A 16,225-nucleotide genomic window follows, 5' to 3' on the forward strand; every position below is an offset into this window, starting at 1 on the left:
GGCCGGGGAGTACCCCGGCCGGACCTTCCTCATTGCGGCGAAAGCGAGGTCGAGATGCCGGATCAGCTGTCCCACCGCACGATCCTGGTCATAGAGGACGAAGACAGCATCGCGCTGGCCATCGAATTCATCCTGCAACGTCAGGGCTACCGGCACGAGCGCCTGTCGCATGGCCGCGATGCGCTGAGCCGCATCCGCGAGCTGCGCCCCGATCTCGTGCTTCTGGACATCATGCTGCCCGACATGTCGGGCTATGAGATCATCGAGGCGATGCGCGCCGATCCCGGCCTGTCCACCGTCCGCGTGCTGATGATGACGGCGCGCGGCTCGGTGGTCGAACGCCGCAAGGGGTTCGAGCTCGGCGCCGACGGCTTCATCGCCAAACCCTTCGAGCTGGCCGAGCTACGCAGCGAAATGGCGCGCCTGCTCGACGCGGCCTGACCCCTGGCCCAGGCCTCGGCTTCTTTCGTGCCGAAATATCCCGGGGGGAACGCCTGACGGCCCCCGTCGAGGGGGCCTTCACGCGTGGGGGGCAGCGCCCCCCGCCTTTACCCCCGCCGTCGCGCTCAGGGTGCGACGCGGTAAAGATCCTTGGCCCACCATTCGCCCATCGCATGGCTGTTCGGCAGGCCGCGGATCTCGGGGCGGATCAGCTCGGCCTTGGCATAGTGATAAAGCGGGATCAGCGGCATGTCGCGCGCCAGCAGCGCCTCGGCGGCGGTATAGGCACGGGCGGGGTCGGCGGCCTGTTCGGCCTCGGTCAGCAGCCGCTCATAATCGGCGCTGGCATATTTGCCGTAATTCGGCCCGCTGGCGCGCAGCACGTTCAGAAAGCTCGAAGCGTCGTCATAATCGGCGCACCAGGCATAGCGCGCCAACTGGAACTCGCCGCTCTGCAGCCGCTCGGACAGCTGCTTCCACGGCAGCTCGCTGGTGCTGACCTGCACGCTGACGGATTTCCAGAACTCGACCGCCGCCGCCGCCAGCTTGCGGTCGTCCTCGCTGGCATTGACGCTCAGCACCAGTTTCAGCGGGTGCTTGGGACCAAAGCCCGCCGCCTCCAGAAGCGCGCGCGCCTTTTGCTGGCGTTGACCGTCGGTCCAGCCTGCCTGCTCCGACACCGGCGGCTGAAAGCCGGCAATCGCCCAATGCGTCCAGCTTGCGGCCGGTTTCTGGCCGCCCTGCAGGATGCGATCGACCACGACATCGGGCTGGATCGCATAGGCCAGAGCCTGACGCACCCGCGTGTCGCGCAGGGCGGCTGGGCCGGTGTCCGACAGGTTGACCAGATAGGAATAGGTGCAGGCATAGGGGCTGATCACGGTCTGGCCGGGCAGTTCGGCACGCACCGCGGCGACATCGCCGGCAGGGATCTGCACGCGGTCCAGCCCGCCCTCGCGATAGCGCCGCAGCGCCTGCGCCGGGTCGGCGATGGTCACGCCCGTGACCTTTTGCATCAGAACATGCGCGGCGTCGCGGTATTTCGGGTTCTTTTCAAGGCTGATCGACACGCCCAGATCATGGGCGCGCAGCACATAGGCGCCATTGCCGACCAGCTTGCCGGCGGCGGTCCAGCCCTCGCCCGCCGCCTCGATGCTTTTGCGATGCACGGGATAGGTCGCGGGATGGGCCAGCGTCTTCAGGAAATAGGGCGCGGGCTGGCTCAGCACCACCTGCAGCCGATGCGCGTCCAGCGCCTTGACGCCCAGCTCGGCCGGCTTCTTCTTGCCGGTCAGAACCTCGGCTGCGTTCTGCACATGCATCAGCTCCAGCCGCCACGCGTTTTCCGAGGCGGTGTCGGGATCGGCCAGCCGGCGCCAGGCATAGACGAAATCATTGGCCGTCACCGGATCGCCGTTCGACCATTTCGCGTCCGGGCGCAGCTGGAACACATAGCTCAGCCGGTCGTCCGAGACCTCGTAGGAGCTGGCGACACCCGGCTGCATGGCGCCGCTGGCATCCTCGTCCATGAGCCCCTCGAAAAGCTGACGGATGACCTCGGCGCCCTCGGCATCGACGTTCTTTTGCGGATCAAGGCTTTTGACCGCATCGGGCAACCAGAATCTGTAGCTCTGCTCCTTGGCCAGAACCTCGCCCGGCGCGGGCTGGACGGCCAGCGCCGGCAGGCCGGCACCGATCAGCAGGACAGAGGCCAGCAGGGACCGCATCATCGGAAAAGCCTCGTTCGCTGTTTCGCGCCAAGGCGCTAATTCGCGCGAATGGGGCGGCGCGGCAAGCCGGTTTTGCCGCTTTCGCAGCGCCCGCGCATGTGAAACAACATCGCCATGGCACAGACAGGCCGCATCATCATGGTTACCGGGGGCGCCCGTTCGGGCAAATCCGCCTTGGCCGAAAGCATCGCCAGCCGCCTTGGCGCGGCGCGGATCTATATTGCCACGGCCGAGCCCGGCGATGGCGAGATGGCCGAACGCATCGCGCTGCATCGCGACCGGCGCGGCGCCGGCTGGCAGACGGTCGAAGAGCCGCTGGACCTTGCCGGGGCGCTGGCGCGGACCGAGGGGCAGGGGGTGCGGCTGGTCGATTGCCTGACGCTGTGGCTGGCCAACCAGATGGCTCAGGGCGCCGACAGCCAGACCGACACCGGCCCGGCGATCAAGGCGCTGTGCGCGGCGCTGGCGGCGACCCGATCGCCGGTCGTTCTGGTCACCAATGAGCTGGGTTTGGGCATCGTGCCCGAAAATGCGCTTGCCCGTCGCTTTCGCGACGCGCATGGCTGGATGAACCAGGCCGTCGCCGCCGTCGCGGACGAGGTCTGGATGGCGGTCAGCGGCCTGCCGCTGCGCCTGAAACCGGAAAGAGAGACGCCGTGAAAGAATTTGACGAGATCGCTGCCGCTGCCGCGCGCAACCGGCAGGCCGAGCTGACCAAGCCGCCGGGATCCCTTGGCCGCCTTGAGGATCTGGCCGTGTTTCTGGCCGGCTGGCAGGGCCGCGCGCACCCGCAGCTTGACCGCGTGCAGGCGCTGGTCTTTGCCGGCAACCATGGGATCTGCGATCAGGGCGTGAACCCGTTCCCGGTCGAGGTGACCGCGCAGATGGTGGCGAATTTCAGCAATGGCGGCGCGGCGATCAACCAGCTTTGCCAACTGGCCGGGGCCGATCTACAGGTGATCGCGCTGGATCTGGACCGGCCGACGCGCGATTTCACCCGCGCCATGGCGCTGGACACCGACGACCTGATCGCCTCGATCCAGACCGGCAAGAACGCCGTCGATCCCGAGGCCGATCTGGTGGTGCTGGGCGAAATGGGCATCGGCAATTCCACGGTGGCGGCGGCGCTGGCGGCGGCGACCTTTGGCGGCACGGCAGAGGATTGGGTCGGCCCGGGTACCGGCGCCGATGACGAGATCCTTGCCAACAAGATCCGTGCCGTCGATGCCGGGCTGAAACGGCACAAGGGCGCGGCCAGCGCCGCCTCGATCCTTGGCAGCTATGGCGGGCGCGAGCAGGCGGCGATCTGCGGCGCGGTGATCCGCGCGCGCGAGCTGGGCATCCCGGTGATCCTTGACGGTTTCATCTGTTCGGCCGCCGCTGCGGTGCTGCTGGTCAATGACAAGCAGGCGCTGGACCATTGCCTGATCGGCCATGAAAGCGCCGAGCCGGGGCATCGCCGGCTGGTCGCGGTCATGGGCAAGAAGCCGGTGGTCGGGCTGGACATGCGGCTGGGCGAGGGCTCGGGTGCGGCGGTGGCGCTGTTGATCCTGCGCGCGGCGCTGGCCTGCCATAACGGCATGGCGACCTTTGCCGAGGCCGGCATTGGCTAAGCCCTGGACCGAGGCTGCGACCGCATTCCTGTGGTTGTCGCGCCTGCCGGTCGCAGGGCTGCTGGCGCGGGCGCCGGTGCCTTTGGCGCGGGCGGCATGGGCCTTTCCGCTGGTCGGGCTGGTCTTGGGCGGGTTTGCCGGGCTGGTGCTGATGCTGGCGGCATGGCTGGGCCTGCCGCCGGGGGTGGCGGCGCTTTTGGCGGTGGCGGTGCTGGTGCTGGGCACCGGCGCGCTGCACGAGGACGGGCTGGCCGATTACTGCGACGGCTGCGGCGGCGCGACCACGGTTCGCGCGCTTGAGATCATGCGCGATTCCCGCATCGGCAGCTATGGCGTTCTGGGACTGGTGCTGGTCACCGGCCTGCGCGTCGCGGCCATTGCCTCGGCGGCCGAGGCAGGGTCGCTTTATGCGGCGACGGCCGTTCTGGCGGCGGCGGCGCTGTCGCGGGCGGGCATGGTCGCGGCGCTGCGCCTGATGCGGCCGGCGCGGCCCGATGGGCTCGGGCATGGCGCGGGCCGGCCCTCGGGCGCGGGGGTGCTGCTGGCATGGGGGCTGGGCGCGGCCTGTTTGCTGGTGCCGGCCAGCCTGACGCCGGCTCCGGTGGCGGCGGTGGCGGCGGCGCTGGCCACCTGTGCGGCGGCGCAGCTTTGGCTGGGCTGGCGGGCCAATCGCCGGCTGGGCGGGCAGACCGGCGATGTGCTGGGCGCGCTGCAACAACTGGGCGAAACCGCCACGCTGCTGGCGCTTGTCGCGCTGCGCCCCATGCTTGCTTGACCGGTTCCGGGGCTTCGCCCATACCTGACCCAAGGGGGACCGGCACCCGCCGGCCCCGCCCCCGCAAGGGGCGACATGGGGGAGGTTTTCGGCGTGAATGCTCTTCTGGCCCTGTCGCGAGGCATTGATCGCGTCAATCTGATGATCGGGCGCTGGGTGTCTTGGCTGGTCTTGCTGGCGGTGCTGATCAGCGCCGGCAATGCGGTCATCCGCAAGCTGTTCAACAGCTCGTCCAATGCCTGGCTTGAGGTGCAATGGTATCTCTTTGGCGCCATCGTGCTGCTGGGCGCGGCGGCGGCGCTGTATCGCAATGAACATGTCCGGGTGGACCTGATCTATGGCGCGGTCTCGGACCGGGCGCGGCTGTGGATCGACCTGTTCGGGATCCTGTTCCTGCTGCTGCCCTTCGCGCTTTACGCGGTCTGGGTGACATGGCCGGTCTTTGTCCAGTCATGGCGCATCAACGAACATTCCTCGAATGCGGGCGGGCTGGTGCGCTGGCCGGCCAAGCTGATCCTGCCGGTGGGTTTCGCGATGCTAAGCCTGCAGGGCCTGTCCGAACTGGTCAAGCGCATCGCCGCGCTGCGCGGGCTGATCGCGCTGGAGACGAAATACAGCAAACCCCTGCAATAACCCGGAAAGCCCCCCATGTTCGCATTCGGCATCCTGCCTCCGGCCATGTTCCTGTGCATGATCTGCTTTATGCTTTACGGCTTTCCGGTGGCCTTTACGCTGGGCGCGGTCGGCATGCTGTTCGGCGCCATCGGCATCGCGACCGAGCATTTCGCCCCGGCCTTTCTGGGCAACCTGCCGCACCGTTTCTTTGGCATCATCTCGAACGAGCTGCTGCTGGCGATCCCGTTCTTTACCTTCATGGGCGCGATCCTTGAACGCTCGGGGCTGGCCGAGGATCTGTTGGAGGGCACGGGCAAGCTGTTTGGCGCGGTGCCGGGCGGGCTTGCCTATGCGGTGATCGTGGTCGGCGCCATTCTGGGCGCGATCACCGGGACGGTCGCGGCATCGGTCATCACCATGGGCGTCATCTCGCTGCCGGTGATGCTGCGCCATGGCTACAACCCGCGGCTGGCGACCGGGGTCATCGCCGCCTCGGGGACGATCACGCAGTTGATCCCGCCCTCGCTGGTGCTGGTTGTGCTGGCCGACCAGCTGGGCCGGTCGGTCGGCGACATGTATCTGGGCGCGATGGGGCCTTCGGCGCTGCAGGTGCTGATCTTTCTGCTGTTCATCCTGCTCTTGTCGCTGGTCCGGCCGCAGCACATGCCGCCGCTGCCCAAGGAGGGGCGCGGCGATCTGAACGCGGCGCTGGTCATCAAGGTGCTGGCGGGGATCGTGCCTTCGGTCGTGCTGATCTTTCTGGTGCTGGGCACCATTTTCATCGGTCTGGCGACCCCGACCGAGGCCGGCGCGCTTGGCGTCGTCGGCGCGATGATCCTTGCGCTGCTGCATGGCCGGCTGAACCTTGCCATGGTGCGCGAGGCGGTGCATTCGACCGCCGATCTGACGGTGATGGTGGTGTTCATCCTGATCGGCTCGACCGTGTTCAGTCTGGTGTTTCAGGGCATGGACGGCGGCCGCTGGATCGAGCATCTGCTGTCGCACCTACCGGGCGGGCCGATCGGATTCCTGATCTTCGTCAACGTCTTCGTCTTCTTTCTGGCCTTCTTTCTGGATTTCTTCGAGATCGCCTTCATCGTCGTGCCCTTGCTGGCGCCGGTGGCGCAATCGCTGGGCATTGATCTGGTGTGGTTCGGGGTGCTTTTGTGCATCAACATGCAGACCAGTTTCATGCACCCGCCCTTTGGCTTTGCGCTGTTCTACCTGCGCTCGATCGCCTCGCGCGAGGTCAGGACGACCGACATCTACATGGGTGCGATCCCATGGCTGGGGATGCAGCTTTTGCTGGTCGGGATCGTGATCTTCTGGCCGGGGCTGGTGACCGGGATGCTGGACAGCGGGCCCAGGGTCGACATCGACAAGCTGCAGATCCAGATCCCCGAGGACAGCGGTCTGGGCGGCTTCGGCAATCTGGGCGGCGCGCCGGGCTTTGGCGATGCCCCGGCGGCGGGCGGGCTGGATCCGCTGTCAGGCCCGCCGCCGGGCCTGTCGAACTAGCGCGCCTGACATAAGGACCGCCGCGCGCGGGTCGCGGCGGCCCCGGTTGCGGGCGTTACAGCATCTTGTTGCGCTGCTGGATCATCATGAAGGTGTCATAGGTATATTCGGCGGTCTGGTTGTACAGGAACCAGTTGGCGCGGGCCTCCTTGATCGAATCCCAGATCTTCTTGAAATTGGCGTTCGAGGCGTCCAGTTCGGCATAGACCTCGGTTGCGGCCTTGTAGCAGGCGTCGAGGATCTCGGCGCTGAACGGGCGCAACTGAGCCCCCGCCGCGACCAGTTCCTTCAGCGCGATCGGGTTCAGGTGGTCGTATTTCTGCAGCATGTCGGCATCGGTCGCCTGACAGGCAGTATGCAGCAGGGCCTTGTAGCTGTCGGGCAGCGCGTCGAATTTCGCCTTGTTGAAGAAGAAATGCACCGTCGGCCCGCCTTCCCACCAGCCGGGGTAATAGTAATAGGGCGCGACCTTGTAGAAACCCAGCTTCTGGTCGTCATAGGGCCCGACCCATTCCGAGGCGTCGATGGTGCCCTTTTCTAGCGCCGGATAGATGTCGCCACCGGCAATCTGCTGAGGCACCGCGCCCAGACGCTCCAGCACCTTGCCGGCAAAGCCGCCGACCCGGATCTTGAGCCCCTTGAGGTCATCGACTGTCTTGATTTCCTTGCGGAACCAGCCGCCCATCTGCGCGCCGGTATTGCCGCCGGGCAGACCATAGATGTTGTAACCGGCAAGGAACTCATTGAAAAGTGCGATGCCGCCGCCATGATATTGCCATGCGTTCTGCGCCCGCGCCGACAGGCCAAAGGGCACCGCAGCACCCAGGGCAAAGGTCGGGTCCTTGCCCCAGCTGTAATAGGCGACGCTGTGGCAGGCCTCGACCGTGCCCTCGGTCACCGCGTCTTGCGCCTGCAGGCCGGGAACGATCTCGCCGGCGGCAAAGACCTGCAGCTGGAACTTGCCGCCGGTCGCTTCGGAAAGACGTTTCGCCAGCACCTCGGCCCCGCCATAGATGGTGTCGAGCGACTTGGGAAAGGCCGAGGTCAGGCGCCATTTCACCTCGGGCATCTCTTGTGCGATGGCCGGGGCCGCAAGCGTCGCGCCGGCCGCCGCGGCGGCACCGCCGACCGTGGCCCGGGTCAGAAAGCCGCGCCGGTCGAACTGCATCTTTCGGGTCATGTTTTCCTCCGCTCCGCACGGCCTTTGCGCGGCCGGCCCGGCAAAGCTTCGCATGCCGCCGCGCCAGCTGTCGAGACGGTTGCGCGGCGCCCGAAATCATTCATCTTGTGGTCCGAACTCTGGGCTACCCAAGGCGTTAGGGCGCTCCTATACTGGCTGCGGTTCAAGCCTGATAGGGGACAAGGGATGCGCTGTCCGTTCTGCGGAAACGTCGATACCCAGGTCAAGGATTCGCGTCCGGCCGAAGACAATGTGGCCATCCGTCGCCGCCGGTTCTGCCCCGCCTGCGGTGGCCGTTTTACCACCTATGAACGCGTGCAGCTGCGCGATCTGGTCGTGGTCAAGACCAGTGGCCGGCGCGAGGATTTCGACCGCACCAAGCTGGAGCGCTCGATCCGCATCGCCATGCAGAAACGCCCCATCGACCCCGAGCGCATCGACCAGATGATTTCCGGCATCGTGCGGCGACTGGAAAGTCTGGGCGATACCGACATCCCCTCGAAAGTCATCGGCGAGATCGTGATGGAGGCGCTGGCACGCATCGACACCGTGGCCTATGTCCGTTTTGCCAGCGTCTACAAGAACTTCCAGGCTGCCGACGATTTCGACAAATTCGTCAGCGAATTGCGTCCCGGCGTGGTCGAAGAGTGAGCCGGGCCGGCGCGCCGGGCGCAGATGATGCCCGGCACATGGACCATGCCCTGACCTTGTCGCGGCGGGGCCTTGGCAACACTTGGCCCAATCCGGCGGTGGGCTGCGTGCTGGTCAGGGAGGGCCGCGTGGTGGGCCGGGGCTGGACCCAGCCCGGCGGGCGTCCGCATGCCGAGGTGCGCGCGCTGATGCAGGCGGGCGACGCCGCGCGCGGTGCCACGGCCTATGTCACGCTGGAACCCTGTTCGCATCACGGCAAGACGCCGCCCTGCGCCGAGGCGCTGATCGGCGCAGGCGTCGCCCGTGTCGTCACCGCGCTGACCGATCCCGATCCGCGCGTCTCGGGCCGGGGCCATGCCATGCTGCGCGCGGCAGGGATCGAGGTCACCGAAAATATCCGCGCCGAGGCCGCTCGCGATTTGCAGCGCGGCTTTCTGACCCGCGTGACGCAGGGCCGGCCGATGCTGACGCTGAAGCTGGCGACCAGCTTTGACGGCCGCATCGCCACCGCCTCGGGCGAAAGCCAGTGGATCACCGGGCCGGCGGCGCGGCGGCATGTGCATCTGCTGCGGCTGACGCATGACGCGGTGATGGTCGGCGGTGGCACCGCCCGCGCTGACCGCCCGGCGCTGAACGTGCGCGGGCTTGGCATGGTGCGCCAGCCGGTGCGCATCGTCGTCTCGGGGCAGGCGCTGCCAGATCTGCCCGAGGAAGGCACGGACCATGGGCCGCTGTGGCAGTTTTCCGGCAGCCCCGAAAGCTTCATGGCCGATCTGGGCGCGCGCGGGCTGACGCGGGTGTTCTGTGAGGGCGGCGGCGAGCTGGCCGCCTCGCTGCTGCGGGCCGGGCTGGTCGATCAGCTGATCGGTTACAGCGCCGGGATCGTGCTGGGCGGCGACGGGCGCGCTGCAACCGGCCCGCTGGGGCTGGTCCATCTGGCCGACGCCCCACGGTTCCAACTGGTGGAAAGCCGGCGCATCGGCGCCGACCTGATGCACCGCTGGCTGCGCGATCAGGCCTCGTAAAGCTCCAGCGGCAGGCCGTCGGGATCCTTGAAGAACGTATAGCGCCGGCCGGTATATTCATCGACGCGCACAGGCTCGGTCGCGACGCCATGACCGTTCAGATGCCGGCAGCAGGCCTCGATATCGGCGACGGCAAAGGCCAGGTGACGCAGGCCCTGCGCCTCGGGCCGGTTGGGGCGCGGCGGCGGGTCGGGAAAGGAAAACAGCTCAATCTGGCCGCCGTCGGGCAGGGCCAGATCCAGCTTCCACGATTGCCGCGCTGCCCGGTAATTCTCGGCCAGAACCGTCAGGCCAAGGATGCGGGTGTAGAAATCGCGCGCGCGGTCATAATCGGCGCAGATGATCGCGGCATGATGCAGGCCCAGCAGCATGGTCATGCCGCAGAGCCGAAGCGCGTGCCGGGAATGGAGCCGGCCCGCACCGGTCTAGCCCATCACCGGGTCGGATTTCGCCAGCGCGTCAAAGCGCATCAGCGAGGCGATCAGCGCCGGCATCCGGTCCAGATGGATCATGTTCGGCCCGTCCGAAGGCGCGTTGTCGGGGTCCTGATGCGTCTCGATAAAGACGCCGGCCACGCCCAGCGCCACCGCCGCCCGCGCCATCACCGGGGCAAATTCGCGCTGCCCGCCAGACGAGCCGCCCTGACCGCCGGGCTGCTGCACCGAATGGGTGGCGTCCATGATGATCGGATAGCCGGTGCGGGCCATGATCGGCAGGCTGCGCATGTCGGCCACCAGCGTGTTGTATCCAAAGCTGACGCCGCGCTCGGTCAGCATGATGCCGGGATTGCCGGTCGAGGCCACCTTGTCGGCGACATTCGACATATCCCAGGGCGCAAGGAATTGGCCCTTCTTGATATTGACCACGGCGCCGGTTTCACCTGCGGCCAGCAACAGATCGGTCTGCCGGCACAGGAAGGCGGGGATCTGGATCACGTCGACCACGGCGCCGGCGGCGCGGGCCTGCGCGATGTCGTGGATATCGGTCAGCACCGGGCAGCCGATGCGGGCGCGCACCTCTTCCAGCATGCGCAGGCCTTCCTCCATGCCGACGCCGCGACGGCCCGACAGCGAGGTGCGGTTGGCCTTGTCGTAGCTCGCCTTGAAGACAAAGCTGGTGCCATGTTCGGCGCAGGCCTTGGCGAGAGTTTCGGCAATCATCAGCGCGTGATCCAGCGTCTCAAGCTGGCAGGGGCCGGCGATCAGCCCCAAAGGCAGGTCGTTGCCGAATTGCAGATCGCCGATTTTCACATGGTTCATGAGGACACCTGTTCACGCAGGATCGAGGCGGTCAGCGACATCATCAGATAGATGCCGGCGAAGATCAGGAAAGCCACGATCGTGTTCTGGAAAGCCTTGGGATAGGTCGCTTCGTCCGGGGACACCGGCGCGATGGACAACGCAAGGTAACGCACCTGCTTGTTGGCCTCGATCCGCGCGTTTTCCATTTGCGCGGCGGCGGCGGCCAGCAGGGTCTGGCGGGTGGCGAGGTCGGATTCCGCGATGCGGATCTCGCCCGAGATGGTGGCCAGCGAGTTGCGGGCGGTATTGCCCTCGGTCAGCTGGCTGCGGGTGCTGGCCAGCATGGCTTCGAGCCGCGAGATATCGCCGCGCACGCCCTCGACCCGGCTGCGGTTGGGCTGGGCGTTGGCCTGCAACTGACCCAGTTCCAGCCGCTTTGACGCGAGCTGTTTTTCAAGATCGGCGATATGGCCCATGATGACCGTGCCTTCGGCCACCGGGTCCAGCACGCCCAGCCGCTGTTGCAGCTCTTGCACGCGGCGCTGCGCCTCTTGCACCTTGGTCTCGGCCTCCTGGTAGCTTTCGACCGAGCCCTTCATCTGGTCGGCGCGCAGCCGGGCCGTCATCTGGTCGACCTGACCCTCGGCATATTTGATCAGCGCCAGCGAGAATTTCTGGCTCAGCTCGGGGTCCGGGGCGATGACCTCCATATTGATCACGCCCTCGGTCGGGTCATAGCCGATCTTGACCAGCCCTTGATACAGTCTGTAGGCCTGCTCGTTCGACGCGTCCGAGGCCAGCCGCAGGATCGGGTCGACCGAGGGATCCTGAAACGCCTGCTTGAAGCCCAGATCCTTGTCCAGCCGCAGCATGGCATCGCGCGAGGTCAGATAGCTTTGCACCGCGACCGAATCCGGGTTGGTGGCCAGCTGCGTGCCGCTGAACAGCCCGCCGAGCCCGCCCGAGGCGGTCTTTTCCGCCTGCTGGATCTGGAATTGCGAGATGGTCGCGTATAGCGGTGTGGCCATGCGGTTGTAGTAATAGCCAGCGATGATCGTCGGCAGGACCACCAGCGCCGCCAGCCGCGCCATCAGCATGATCAGCCGGCGGCGGCGGCGGCGGGCGATGTCGCGCTGGATGCGGATGATTTCGGCGGCGCGCTTGTCCTCGGTCAGCGCCTCGCGCGAGGGCAGCGAGGTCTGGCCCGGCGGCATCGGCACGATCTCGGTGCCGCGGCCCTTGGGGGGCTGGTTGCGGCGGACCTGCGCCGGGACATTGGCCTTGACCGGCTGCTGCTGGGCGCGCGCGCTTTCGTCGGCAAGGATCTGGCCCACGGCGGCGCGATGGAACGGGTCGATGCCCCGGTCGCGCAGGATGACCACGGCCTCATGCTCGGTCTCGACATCGATGCCGTGCATCGAGGCGATGCGGCGCGCCATGCGCAATTGCCGGCCGGTCAGGTTTTCGGCGCGCACGGCGGCGATGCGCTCGGCCATGCCGGGGGTCGGGGCAGGGCGCGCGGCCTTGGGCGCGGCGCTGCCGGGCGGGGGGGCGCCGGGGCGGAAATCCATGCCGGCAAAGCCGTCCTCATCGGGATCGGGCGCAAAGAGGTCGGACGGGTCGCGGGGCTGCGCTGCGGCGGACGGCCGCGCCGCGGGGCGGGCCGGTTCGGCCTCGGCGCGGCGGGCGGTTTCCTCTTGGGTGCGCTTGCGGACCTCGACCTGAACCTTGCGGGCGGTTTCCACCGCCTCGGGATCGCGCTGGACCGACAGAACAGATTCCTCGCGGCTGATGCGATAGACCCGCGCCTTAGGCGGTGTAGTCATAATATTGCTTTGCCTCTTCGAGGGTTTCAAACTGATAGAGCCGCCCGTCCCGAAGCACGGCGGCGGAATTGCAGAATTTCTCGATGGTCTTGGCCTGATGCGACACCACCACCACCGTCGCCGATTTCAGCCGGTCGTAAAGCACCGAACCGGCCTTGCGGTTGAATTCGACATCGGTGGTGGTCGGCATGCCTTCGTCGATCAGGTAGATGTCGAACTCCAGCGCCAGCATCAGTGAAAATGTGAAACGCGAGCGCATGCCGGCGCTATAGGTGCCGACCGGCATGTCGAAATATTCGTCGATATCGGTCATCCAGCGGCAGAACGCCTCGACGTAATCGGGGTCGAGCCCGTAGATGCGCGCGATGAAGCGGGCATTTTCGTTGGCGCTGAGCGTCGAGGTGATGCCGCCCATGAAGCCCAGCGGAAAGGACACCCGGCAGGTGCTGCGGATATTGCCCTCATCGGGTTTTTCCAGCCCGCACATCATGTTGATCAGCGTGGTCTTGCCGGTGCCGTTCGGGGCAAGGATGCCCATGGAATGGCCCAGCTCGATGCGGAAAGACGCCTGGTCCAGGATGACCTTGCGTTGGGTGCCGGTCCAGAAGGACTTGGAGACATTATCGAATTCGATCATCTTTCGTCCTGGATCGGCTTTGCCGCAATTCCCTTCTGGTCGCGCATGACAGCATGCCCGGCCGCGCAGGCTCCCGGTTGCTGGCCGGGACAATAGGCCCGACCGGCGCGCCTGTCCACCTTGGCACGAGAGTGCCGGCAGCCGGCGCCGATGCAAAGGGCTTTTTATCCGGGATTTCATTCATATTTGCGTCCCATGGATGGACCCGGAACGGCGTTGGGGGCAGGGCGATGACGGATGAAACCGCTGGGGCAGGGCAGCCAGATCTGGCGCGCGAGATCGCGGCCTGCCGCGCCTGTGCCGGCAAGATCCCCTATGAGCCGCGCCCGCTGGTCCAGCTGTCGCGGACCGCGCCGATCCTGATTGCCAGTCAGGCCCCCGGCACCAAGGCGCACGACTCGGGCCTGACCTTCGACGATGCCTCGGGCGACCGGCTGCGCGACTGGCTGGGCGTGTCGCGTGCGCAATTCTATGATCCGGCGAATTTTGCCATTGCTGCCATGGGGTTTTGCTATCCGGGCCGCGCGGGCTCGGGCGATGCGCCGCCGCGTCGCGAATGCGCGGCGTTGTGGCGGCCAAGGCTGACGGACTGGCTGGGCGGGGTGCAGCTGACGCTGCTGGTGGGCAGCCATGCGCAGGCGCATTATCTGGGGCGCGGCACCATGACCGAACATGTCCGCGCCTTTCGCGACCATCTGCCGCGATACCTGCCGCTGCCACATCCGTCGTGGCGCACGAAGCTGTGGATGCAGCGCAACCCGTGGTTTCAGGCCGATGTCCTGCCCGAGCTGCGTGCCCGCGTCCATGCGCTGCTGCAGGCCCGCCGCAAGGACTGAGTGCCAGAATTTCGGGCATCCGGCAGAAGGTGCGCGGATTTGCCGCTTTTCCGGGCGCCGCAGCCAATGCCCTGTTGTCATTACCGACCCGGCGGTGGCACTGGCTGAGGCAACAGCCTGGATTGCCGCGCATGGAAAAGCGACTTTCGATCATCATCGTCGAGCCCGATCCCGAACGCGCCCTGCCCATCGTGGACGGGCTGCGCGAGCTGGGCGAACATGACATCCGCATCATCGCCGAGGAAACCGGTCTTGCCCGCCAGATCGCCGAGTTCCGCCCCGATGTGGTGCTGATCGATCTGGCCAACCCCTCGCGCGATATCCTCGAAGAGCTGGCGCTGGCCTCGGGCCCGCTTGAACGGCCGGTGGCGATGTTCGTGGACCGCTCGGACGAACAGCTGACGCGGGCGGCGATCGAGGCGGGGCTGTCGGCCTATGTCGTGGACGGGCTGCGACCTGACCGGATCAAGCCAATCCTTGATGCTGCCATCGCGCGCTTTCACATGATCCAGCGCATGCGCACCGAACTGGCCGCCACCCGCGCCGCGCTGGAGGAACGCAAGATCATCGACCGCGCCAAGGCGGTGCTGATGAAGGCGCGCGGCATCGACGAAGAGGCGGCCTATGCGCTGCTGCGCAAGACGGCGATGGATCAGGGCAAGCGGGTGGCCGACATCGCCCAGCAACTGGTCATGGCGGCGGGGCTGTTGACATGCAGGTGACGCGGCTGCGCCTGGGCTATCTGCCGCTGATCGACGCCGCGCCGCTGATCATGGCGCAAGAGATGGGCTTTGCCGCCGAAGAGGGGCTGGCGCTGGAGCTGGTGCGGCTGAACGCATGGGCGCAGGCGCGCGACATGCTGGGTGCCGGGCTGATCGAGGCGGCGCATATGCTGGTGCCGATGCCGGTGGCGCAGGCGCTTGGGCTGGGTCCGCGCCTGCCGGCGATGGATCTGGTGATGTTCCTGTCGCAGGGCGGGCAGGCATTCGCGATCAATGCCGCACTTGAGACACGGCTGCGGGCCGGCGGACATGGCTTTGATTTCGCCGATGCCCGCGCCGCCGGGCTGGCGCTGCGGCGCGCGGTTTCGGGCGTGCTGCGCGTGGGCGTGCCCTTTCCGTTTTCGACGCAATCCGAGCTGGTCCGGCACTGGCTGGGCGCCAGCGGCTTTGCCCCCGATGCGGTCGAGCTGGTGACGGTGCCGCCCCCCCGGATGGCCGCCGCCCTGGCCATGGGCGAGGTCGATGCCTTTTGCGTGGGCGAACCCTGGGCCAGCTTTGCCGTGGCGCAGGGGGGGGCGGCGCTGCTGCTGCCGGGCCGGGCGATCTGGGCCGCGCCGCCGGAAAAGGGACTGGTGCTGCGGCGCGATTTTGCCGCCAGCCAGCCCGAGCTGACCGGCGCGCTGATGCGGGCGCTGTGGCGGGCCGGGCGCTGGCTGGACGATCCCGAACATCGCGGCAGTGCCGCCGAGATCATCTCGCGCCCGGAATATCTGGACCTGCCCTCGGAACTGGCCGGGCGCGGGCTGGGCGGCACCTTGATGATTTCGTCAGGCGGGGAATTGCGCCATGCGCCGGATTTCATCGCCTTCAACGCCGGCGCGGCCAGCTTTCCATGGCGCAGCATCGCGGCGCTGCTGGCCGACCGGATCGCGCGGCGCCAAGGGCTGGACCCGGATGCGGCGATGCAGGCGGCCATGGGGCATTTCCGCACCGATCTTTACCGTCAGCACCTGCGCGCAGCTGGTGCGAGCCTACCCGGCGCGTCGTCGCGGCTGGAAGGTGCGCTGAAGGCCGACCGCATGGTGCCCGCCGAAAAGGGCCAGATGATTCTTCGCGCCGATGCGTTTTTCGACGGCCAGACCTTTGAGCCGCCGCCATGGCGGCCCGAGCCTTTGTCCAGAAACTGACCAAAACGCGGGCAGGGGGCTGAAAAACCGCCGGGTTTTTGCGCGCCATGTCTGCGCCGGGCATCAAGCCGCCCCGGATGGCTTGCCGCGCGCCACCCCGTGGCGGGATAAGGTGGGCAAGGCCCGGCGCAATGGCGTGCCACCGGCCCGCTCGCAACGATGCGGCACGATCCCGCGAGGACGCGGAATCCCTGAAAGCGCAAGTCGCGGTCAGCCGCATGGGCCAAT

The 16,225-nt window shown here is 67.2% G+C and carries 17 protein-coding genes; 11 read left to right on the plus strand and 6 right to left on the minus strand.

The window, feature by feature from the left end:
* Positions 1-54 precede the first annotated feature (54 nt).
* Positions 55-441, plus strand: a complete 387-nt coding sequence (locus GL279_RS11310) for a response regulator transcription factor (RefSeq protein ID WP_155064735.1) — start codon at positions 55-57, stop codon at positions 439-441.
* A 125-nt stretch (positions 442-566) separates the two neighbouring features.
* Here the strand turns inward: GL279_RS11310 and GL279_RS11315 are convergent, their stop codons facing one another.
* On the minus strand, positions 567-2,171 hold the full coding sequence (locus tag GL279_RS11315) for a peptide ABC transporter substrate-binding protein (RefSeq protein ID WP_155064736.1): 1,605 nt from the start codon (positions 2,169-2,171) through the stop codon (positions 567-569).
* A 114-nt stretch (positions 2,172-2,285) separates the two neighbouring features.
* Here GL279_RS11315 and cobU point away from each other — a divergent pair, with 114 nt between their 5' ends.
* The 5 genes from cobU to GL279_RS11340 all read left to right on the plus strand — a co-directional run bounded on the left by cobU (position 2,286) and on the right by GL279_RS11340 (position 6,692).
* Complete coding sequence (gene cobU, locus GL279_RS11320) at positions 2,286-2,831, plus strand: bifunctional adenosylcobinamide kinase/adenosylcobinamide-phosphate guanylyltransferase (protein WP_246175280.1); 546 nt, start codon at positions 2,286-2,288, stop codon at positions 2,829-2,831.
* Positions 2,828-3,784, plus strand: a complete 957-nt coding sequence (cobT, locus tag GL279_RS11325; RefSeq protein ID WP_343039784.1) for a nicotinate-nucleotide--dimethylbenzimidazole phosphoribosyltransferase — start codon at positions 2,828-2,830, stop codon at positions 3,782-3,784. Before cobU ends, cobT begins: the two co-directional genes overlap by 4 nt.
* A complete protein-coding gene (gene cobS, locus GL279_RS11330; RefSeq protein WP_155064738.1) occupies positions 3,777-4,559 on the plus strand; it encodes an adenosylcobinamide-GDP ribazoletransferase in 783 nt (260 codons plus the stop codon). The genes cobT and cobS overlap by 8 nt, the downstream gene beginning before the upstream one ends.
* A gap of 75 nt (positions 4,560-4,634) precedes the next feature.
* Positions 4,635-5,192 (plus strand): TRAP transporter small permease subunit, encoded by a 558-nt coding sequence (locus tag GL279_RS11335; protein WP_155064739.1) that lies wholly within the window; start codon positions 4,635-4,637, stop codon positions 5,190-5,192.
* A 15-nt stretch (positions 5,193-5,207) separates the two neighbouring features.
* A complete protein-coding gene (locus GL279_RS11340) occupies positions 5,208-6,692 on the plus strand; it encodes a TRAP transporter large permease (protein WP_155064740.1) in 1,485 nt (494 codons plus the stop codon).
* A gap of 55 nt (positions 6,693-6,747) precedes the next feature.
* On the opposite strand, the gene GL279_RS11345 is transcribed toward GL279_RS11340, so the two are convergent.
* The gene (locus tag GL279_RS11345; protein WP_155064741.1) at positions 6,748-7,872 is read right to left on the minus strand and encodes a TRAP transporter substrate-binding protein; all 1,125 of its coding nucleotides are present in this window, start codon (positions 7,870-7,872) and stop codon (positions 6,748-6,750) included.
* Between the two features lie 186 nt (positions 7,873-8,058).
* Between GL279_RS11345 and nrdR the strand changes: the two genes are divergently transcribed.
* A complete protein-coding gene (nrdR, locus tag GL279_RS11350) occupies positions 8,059-8,523 on the plus strand; it encodes a transcriptional regulator NrdR (protein WP_155064742.1) in 465 nt (154 codons plus the stop codon).
* A gap of 38 nt (positions 8,524-8,561) precedes the next feature.
* Positions 8,562-9,548 carry a bifunctional diaminohydroxyphosphoribosylaminopyrimidine deaminase/5-amino-6-(5-phosphoribosylamino)uracil reductase RibD gene (gene ribD / locus GL279_RS11355; protein WP_155064743.1) on the plus strand — a complete coding sequence of 329 codons (987 nt, stop codon included), beginning with the start codon at positions 8,562-8,564 and terminating at the stop codon, positions 9,546-9,548.
* Here ribD and gloA2 read toward each other — a convergent pair.
* From gloA2 to GL279_RS11375, 4 genes are read right to left on the minus strand one after another with little or no spacing between them, the layout of a single operon-like run.
* The gene (gloA2, locus tag GL279_RS11360; RefSeq protein WP_425495603.1) at positions 9,536-9,925 is read right to left on the minus strand and encodes an SMU1112c/YaeR family gloxylase I-like metalloprotein; all 390 of its coding nucleotides are present in this window, start codon (positions 9,923-9,925) and stop codon (positions 9,536-9,538) included. The genes ribD and gloA2 overlap by 13 nt on opposite strands.
* Positions 9,926-9,973: 48 nt before the next feature.
* The gene (kdsA, locus tag GL279_RS11365) at positions 9,974-10,807 is read right to left on the minus strand and encodes a 3-deoxy-8-phosphooctulonate synthase (protein ID WP_155064744.1); all 834 of its coding nucleotides are present in this window, start codon (positions 10,805-10,807) and stop codon (positions 9,974-9,976) included.
* Positions 10,804-12,615, minus strand: a complete 1,812-nt coding sequence (locus tag GL279_RS11370) for a KpsE/RkpR family capsule polysaccharide export protein (protein ID WP_155064745.1) — start codon at positions 12,613-12,615, stop codon at positions 10,804-10,806. The genes kdsA and GL279_RS11370 overlap by 4 nt, the downstream gene beginning before the upstream one ends.
* On the minus strand, positions 12,599-13,252 hold the full coding sequence (locus tag GL279_RS11375; protein ID WP_155064746.1) for an ABC transporter ATP-binding protein: 654 nt from the start codon (positions 13,250-13,252) through the stop codon (positions 12,599-12,601). The genes GL279_RS11370 and GL279_RS11375 overlap by 17 nt, the downstream gene beginning before the upstream one ends.
* A gap of 230 nt (positions 13,253-13,482) precedes the next feature.
* Here GL279_RS11375 and GL279_RS11380 point away from each other — a divergent pair, with 230 nt between their 5' ends.
* The 3 genes from GL279_RS11380 (at position 13,483) to GL279_RS11390 (ending at position 15,997) form a co-directional block, all read left to right on the plus strand.
* The gene (locus GL279_RS11380) at positions 13,483-14,088 is read left to right on the plus strand and encodes a uracil-DNA glycosylase family protein (RefSeq protein WP_155064747.1); all 606 of its coding nucleotides are present in this window, start codon (positions 13,483-13,485) and stop codon (positions 14,086-14,088) included.
* A 131-nt stretch (positions 14,089-14,219) separates the two neighbouring features.
* Positions 14,220-14,810 (plus strand): ANTAR domain-containing response regulator, encoded by a 591-nt coding sequence (locus GL279_RS11385; protein ID WP_155064748.1) that lies wholly within the window; start codon positions 14,220-14,222, stop codon positions 14,808-14,810.
* Positions 14,801-15,997, plus strand: a complete 1,197-nt coding sequence (locus tag GL279_RS11390; protein ID WP_155064749.1) for an ABC transporter substrate-binding protein — start codon at positions 14,801-14,803, stop codon at positions 15,995-15,997. The genes GL279_RS11385 and GL279_RS11390 overlap by 10 nt, the downstream gene beginning before the upstream one ends.
* Positions 15,998-16,225: the final 228 nt, after the last annotated feature.

Source organism: Paracoccus limosus (genome assembly GCF_009711185.1).
Lineage (GTDB): Bacteria > Pseudomonadota > Alphaproteobacteria > Rhodobacterales > Rhodobacteraceae > Paracoccus > Paracoccus limosus.

Bases quoted from the DNA above. Each gene is read 5' to 3' on its own strand.
- GL279_RS11315 (WP_155064736.1), bottom strand. From the start codon at position 2,171: ATGATGCGGTCCCTGCTGGCCTCTGTCCTGCTGATCGGTGCCGGCCTG.
- GL279_RS11340 (WP_155064740.1), top strand. From the start codon at position 5,208: ATGTTCGCATTCGGCATCCTGCCTCCGGCCATGTTCCTGTGCATGATC.
- ribD (WP_155064743.1), top strand. From the start codon at position 8,562: ATGGACCATGCCCTGACCTTGTCGCGGCGGGGCCTTGGCAACACTTGG.
- kdsA (WP_155064744.1), bottom strand. From the start codon at position 10,807: ATGAACCATGTGAAAATCGGCGATCTGCAATTCGGCAACGACCTGCCT.
- GL279_RS11390 (WP_155064749.1), top strand. From the start codon at position 14,801: ATGCAGGTGACGCGGCTGCGCCTGGGCTATCTGCCGCTGATCGACGCC.
- GL279_RS11380 (WP_155064747.1), top strand. From the start codon at position 13,483: ATGACGGATGAAACCGCTGGGGCAGGGCAGCCAGATCTGGCGCGCGAG.
- GL279_RS11345 (WP_155064741.1), bottom strand. From the start codon at position 7,872: ATGACCCGAAAGATGCAGTTCGACCGGCGCGGCTTTCTGACCCGGGCC.
- GL279_RS11375 (WP_155064746.1), bottom strand. From the start codon at position 13,252: ATGATCGAATTCGATAATGTCTCCAAGTCCTTCTGGACCGGCACCCAA.
- cobU (WP_246175280.1), top strand. From the start codon at position 2,286: ATGGCACAGACAGGCCGCATCATCATGGTTACCGGGGGCGCCCGTTCG.
- GL279_RS11310 (WP_155064735.1), top strand. From the start codon at position 55: ATGCCGGATCAGCTGTCCCACCGCACGATCCTGGTCATAGAGGACGAA.
- GL279_RS11335 (WP_155064739.1), top strand. From the start codon at position 4,635: ATGGGGGAGGTTTTCGGCGTGAATGCTCTTCTGGCCCTGTCGCGAGGC.
- GL279_RS11385 (WP_155064748.1), top strand. From the start codon at position 14,220: ATGGAAAAGCGACTTTCGATCATCATCGTCGAGCCCGATCCCGAACGC.
- gloA2 (WP_425495603.1), bottom strand. From the start codon at position 9,925: ATGACCATGCTGCTGGGCCTGCATCATGCCGCGATCATCTGCGCCGAT.
- nrdR (WP_155064742.1), top strand. From the start codon at position 8,059: ATGCGCTGTCCGTTCTGCGGAAACGTCGATACCCAGGTCAAGGATTCG.
- GL279_RS11370 (WP_155064745.1), bottom strand. From the start codon at position 12,615: ATGACTACACCGCCTAAGGCGCGGGTCTATCGCATCAGCCGCGAGGAA.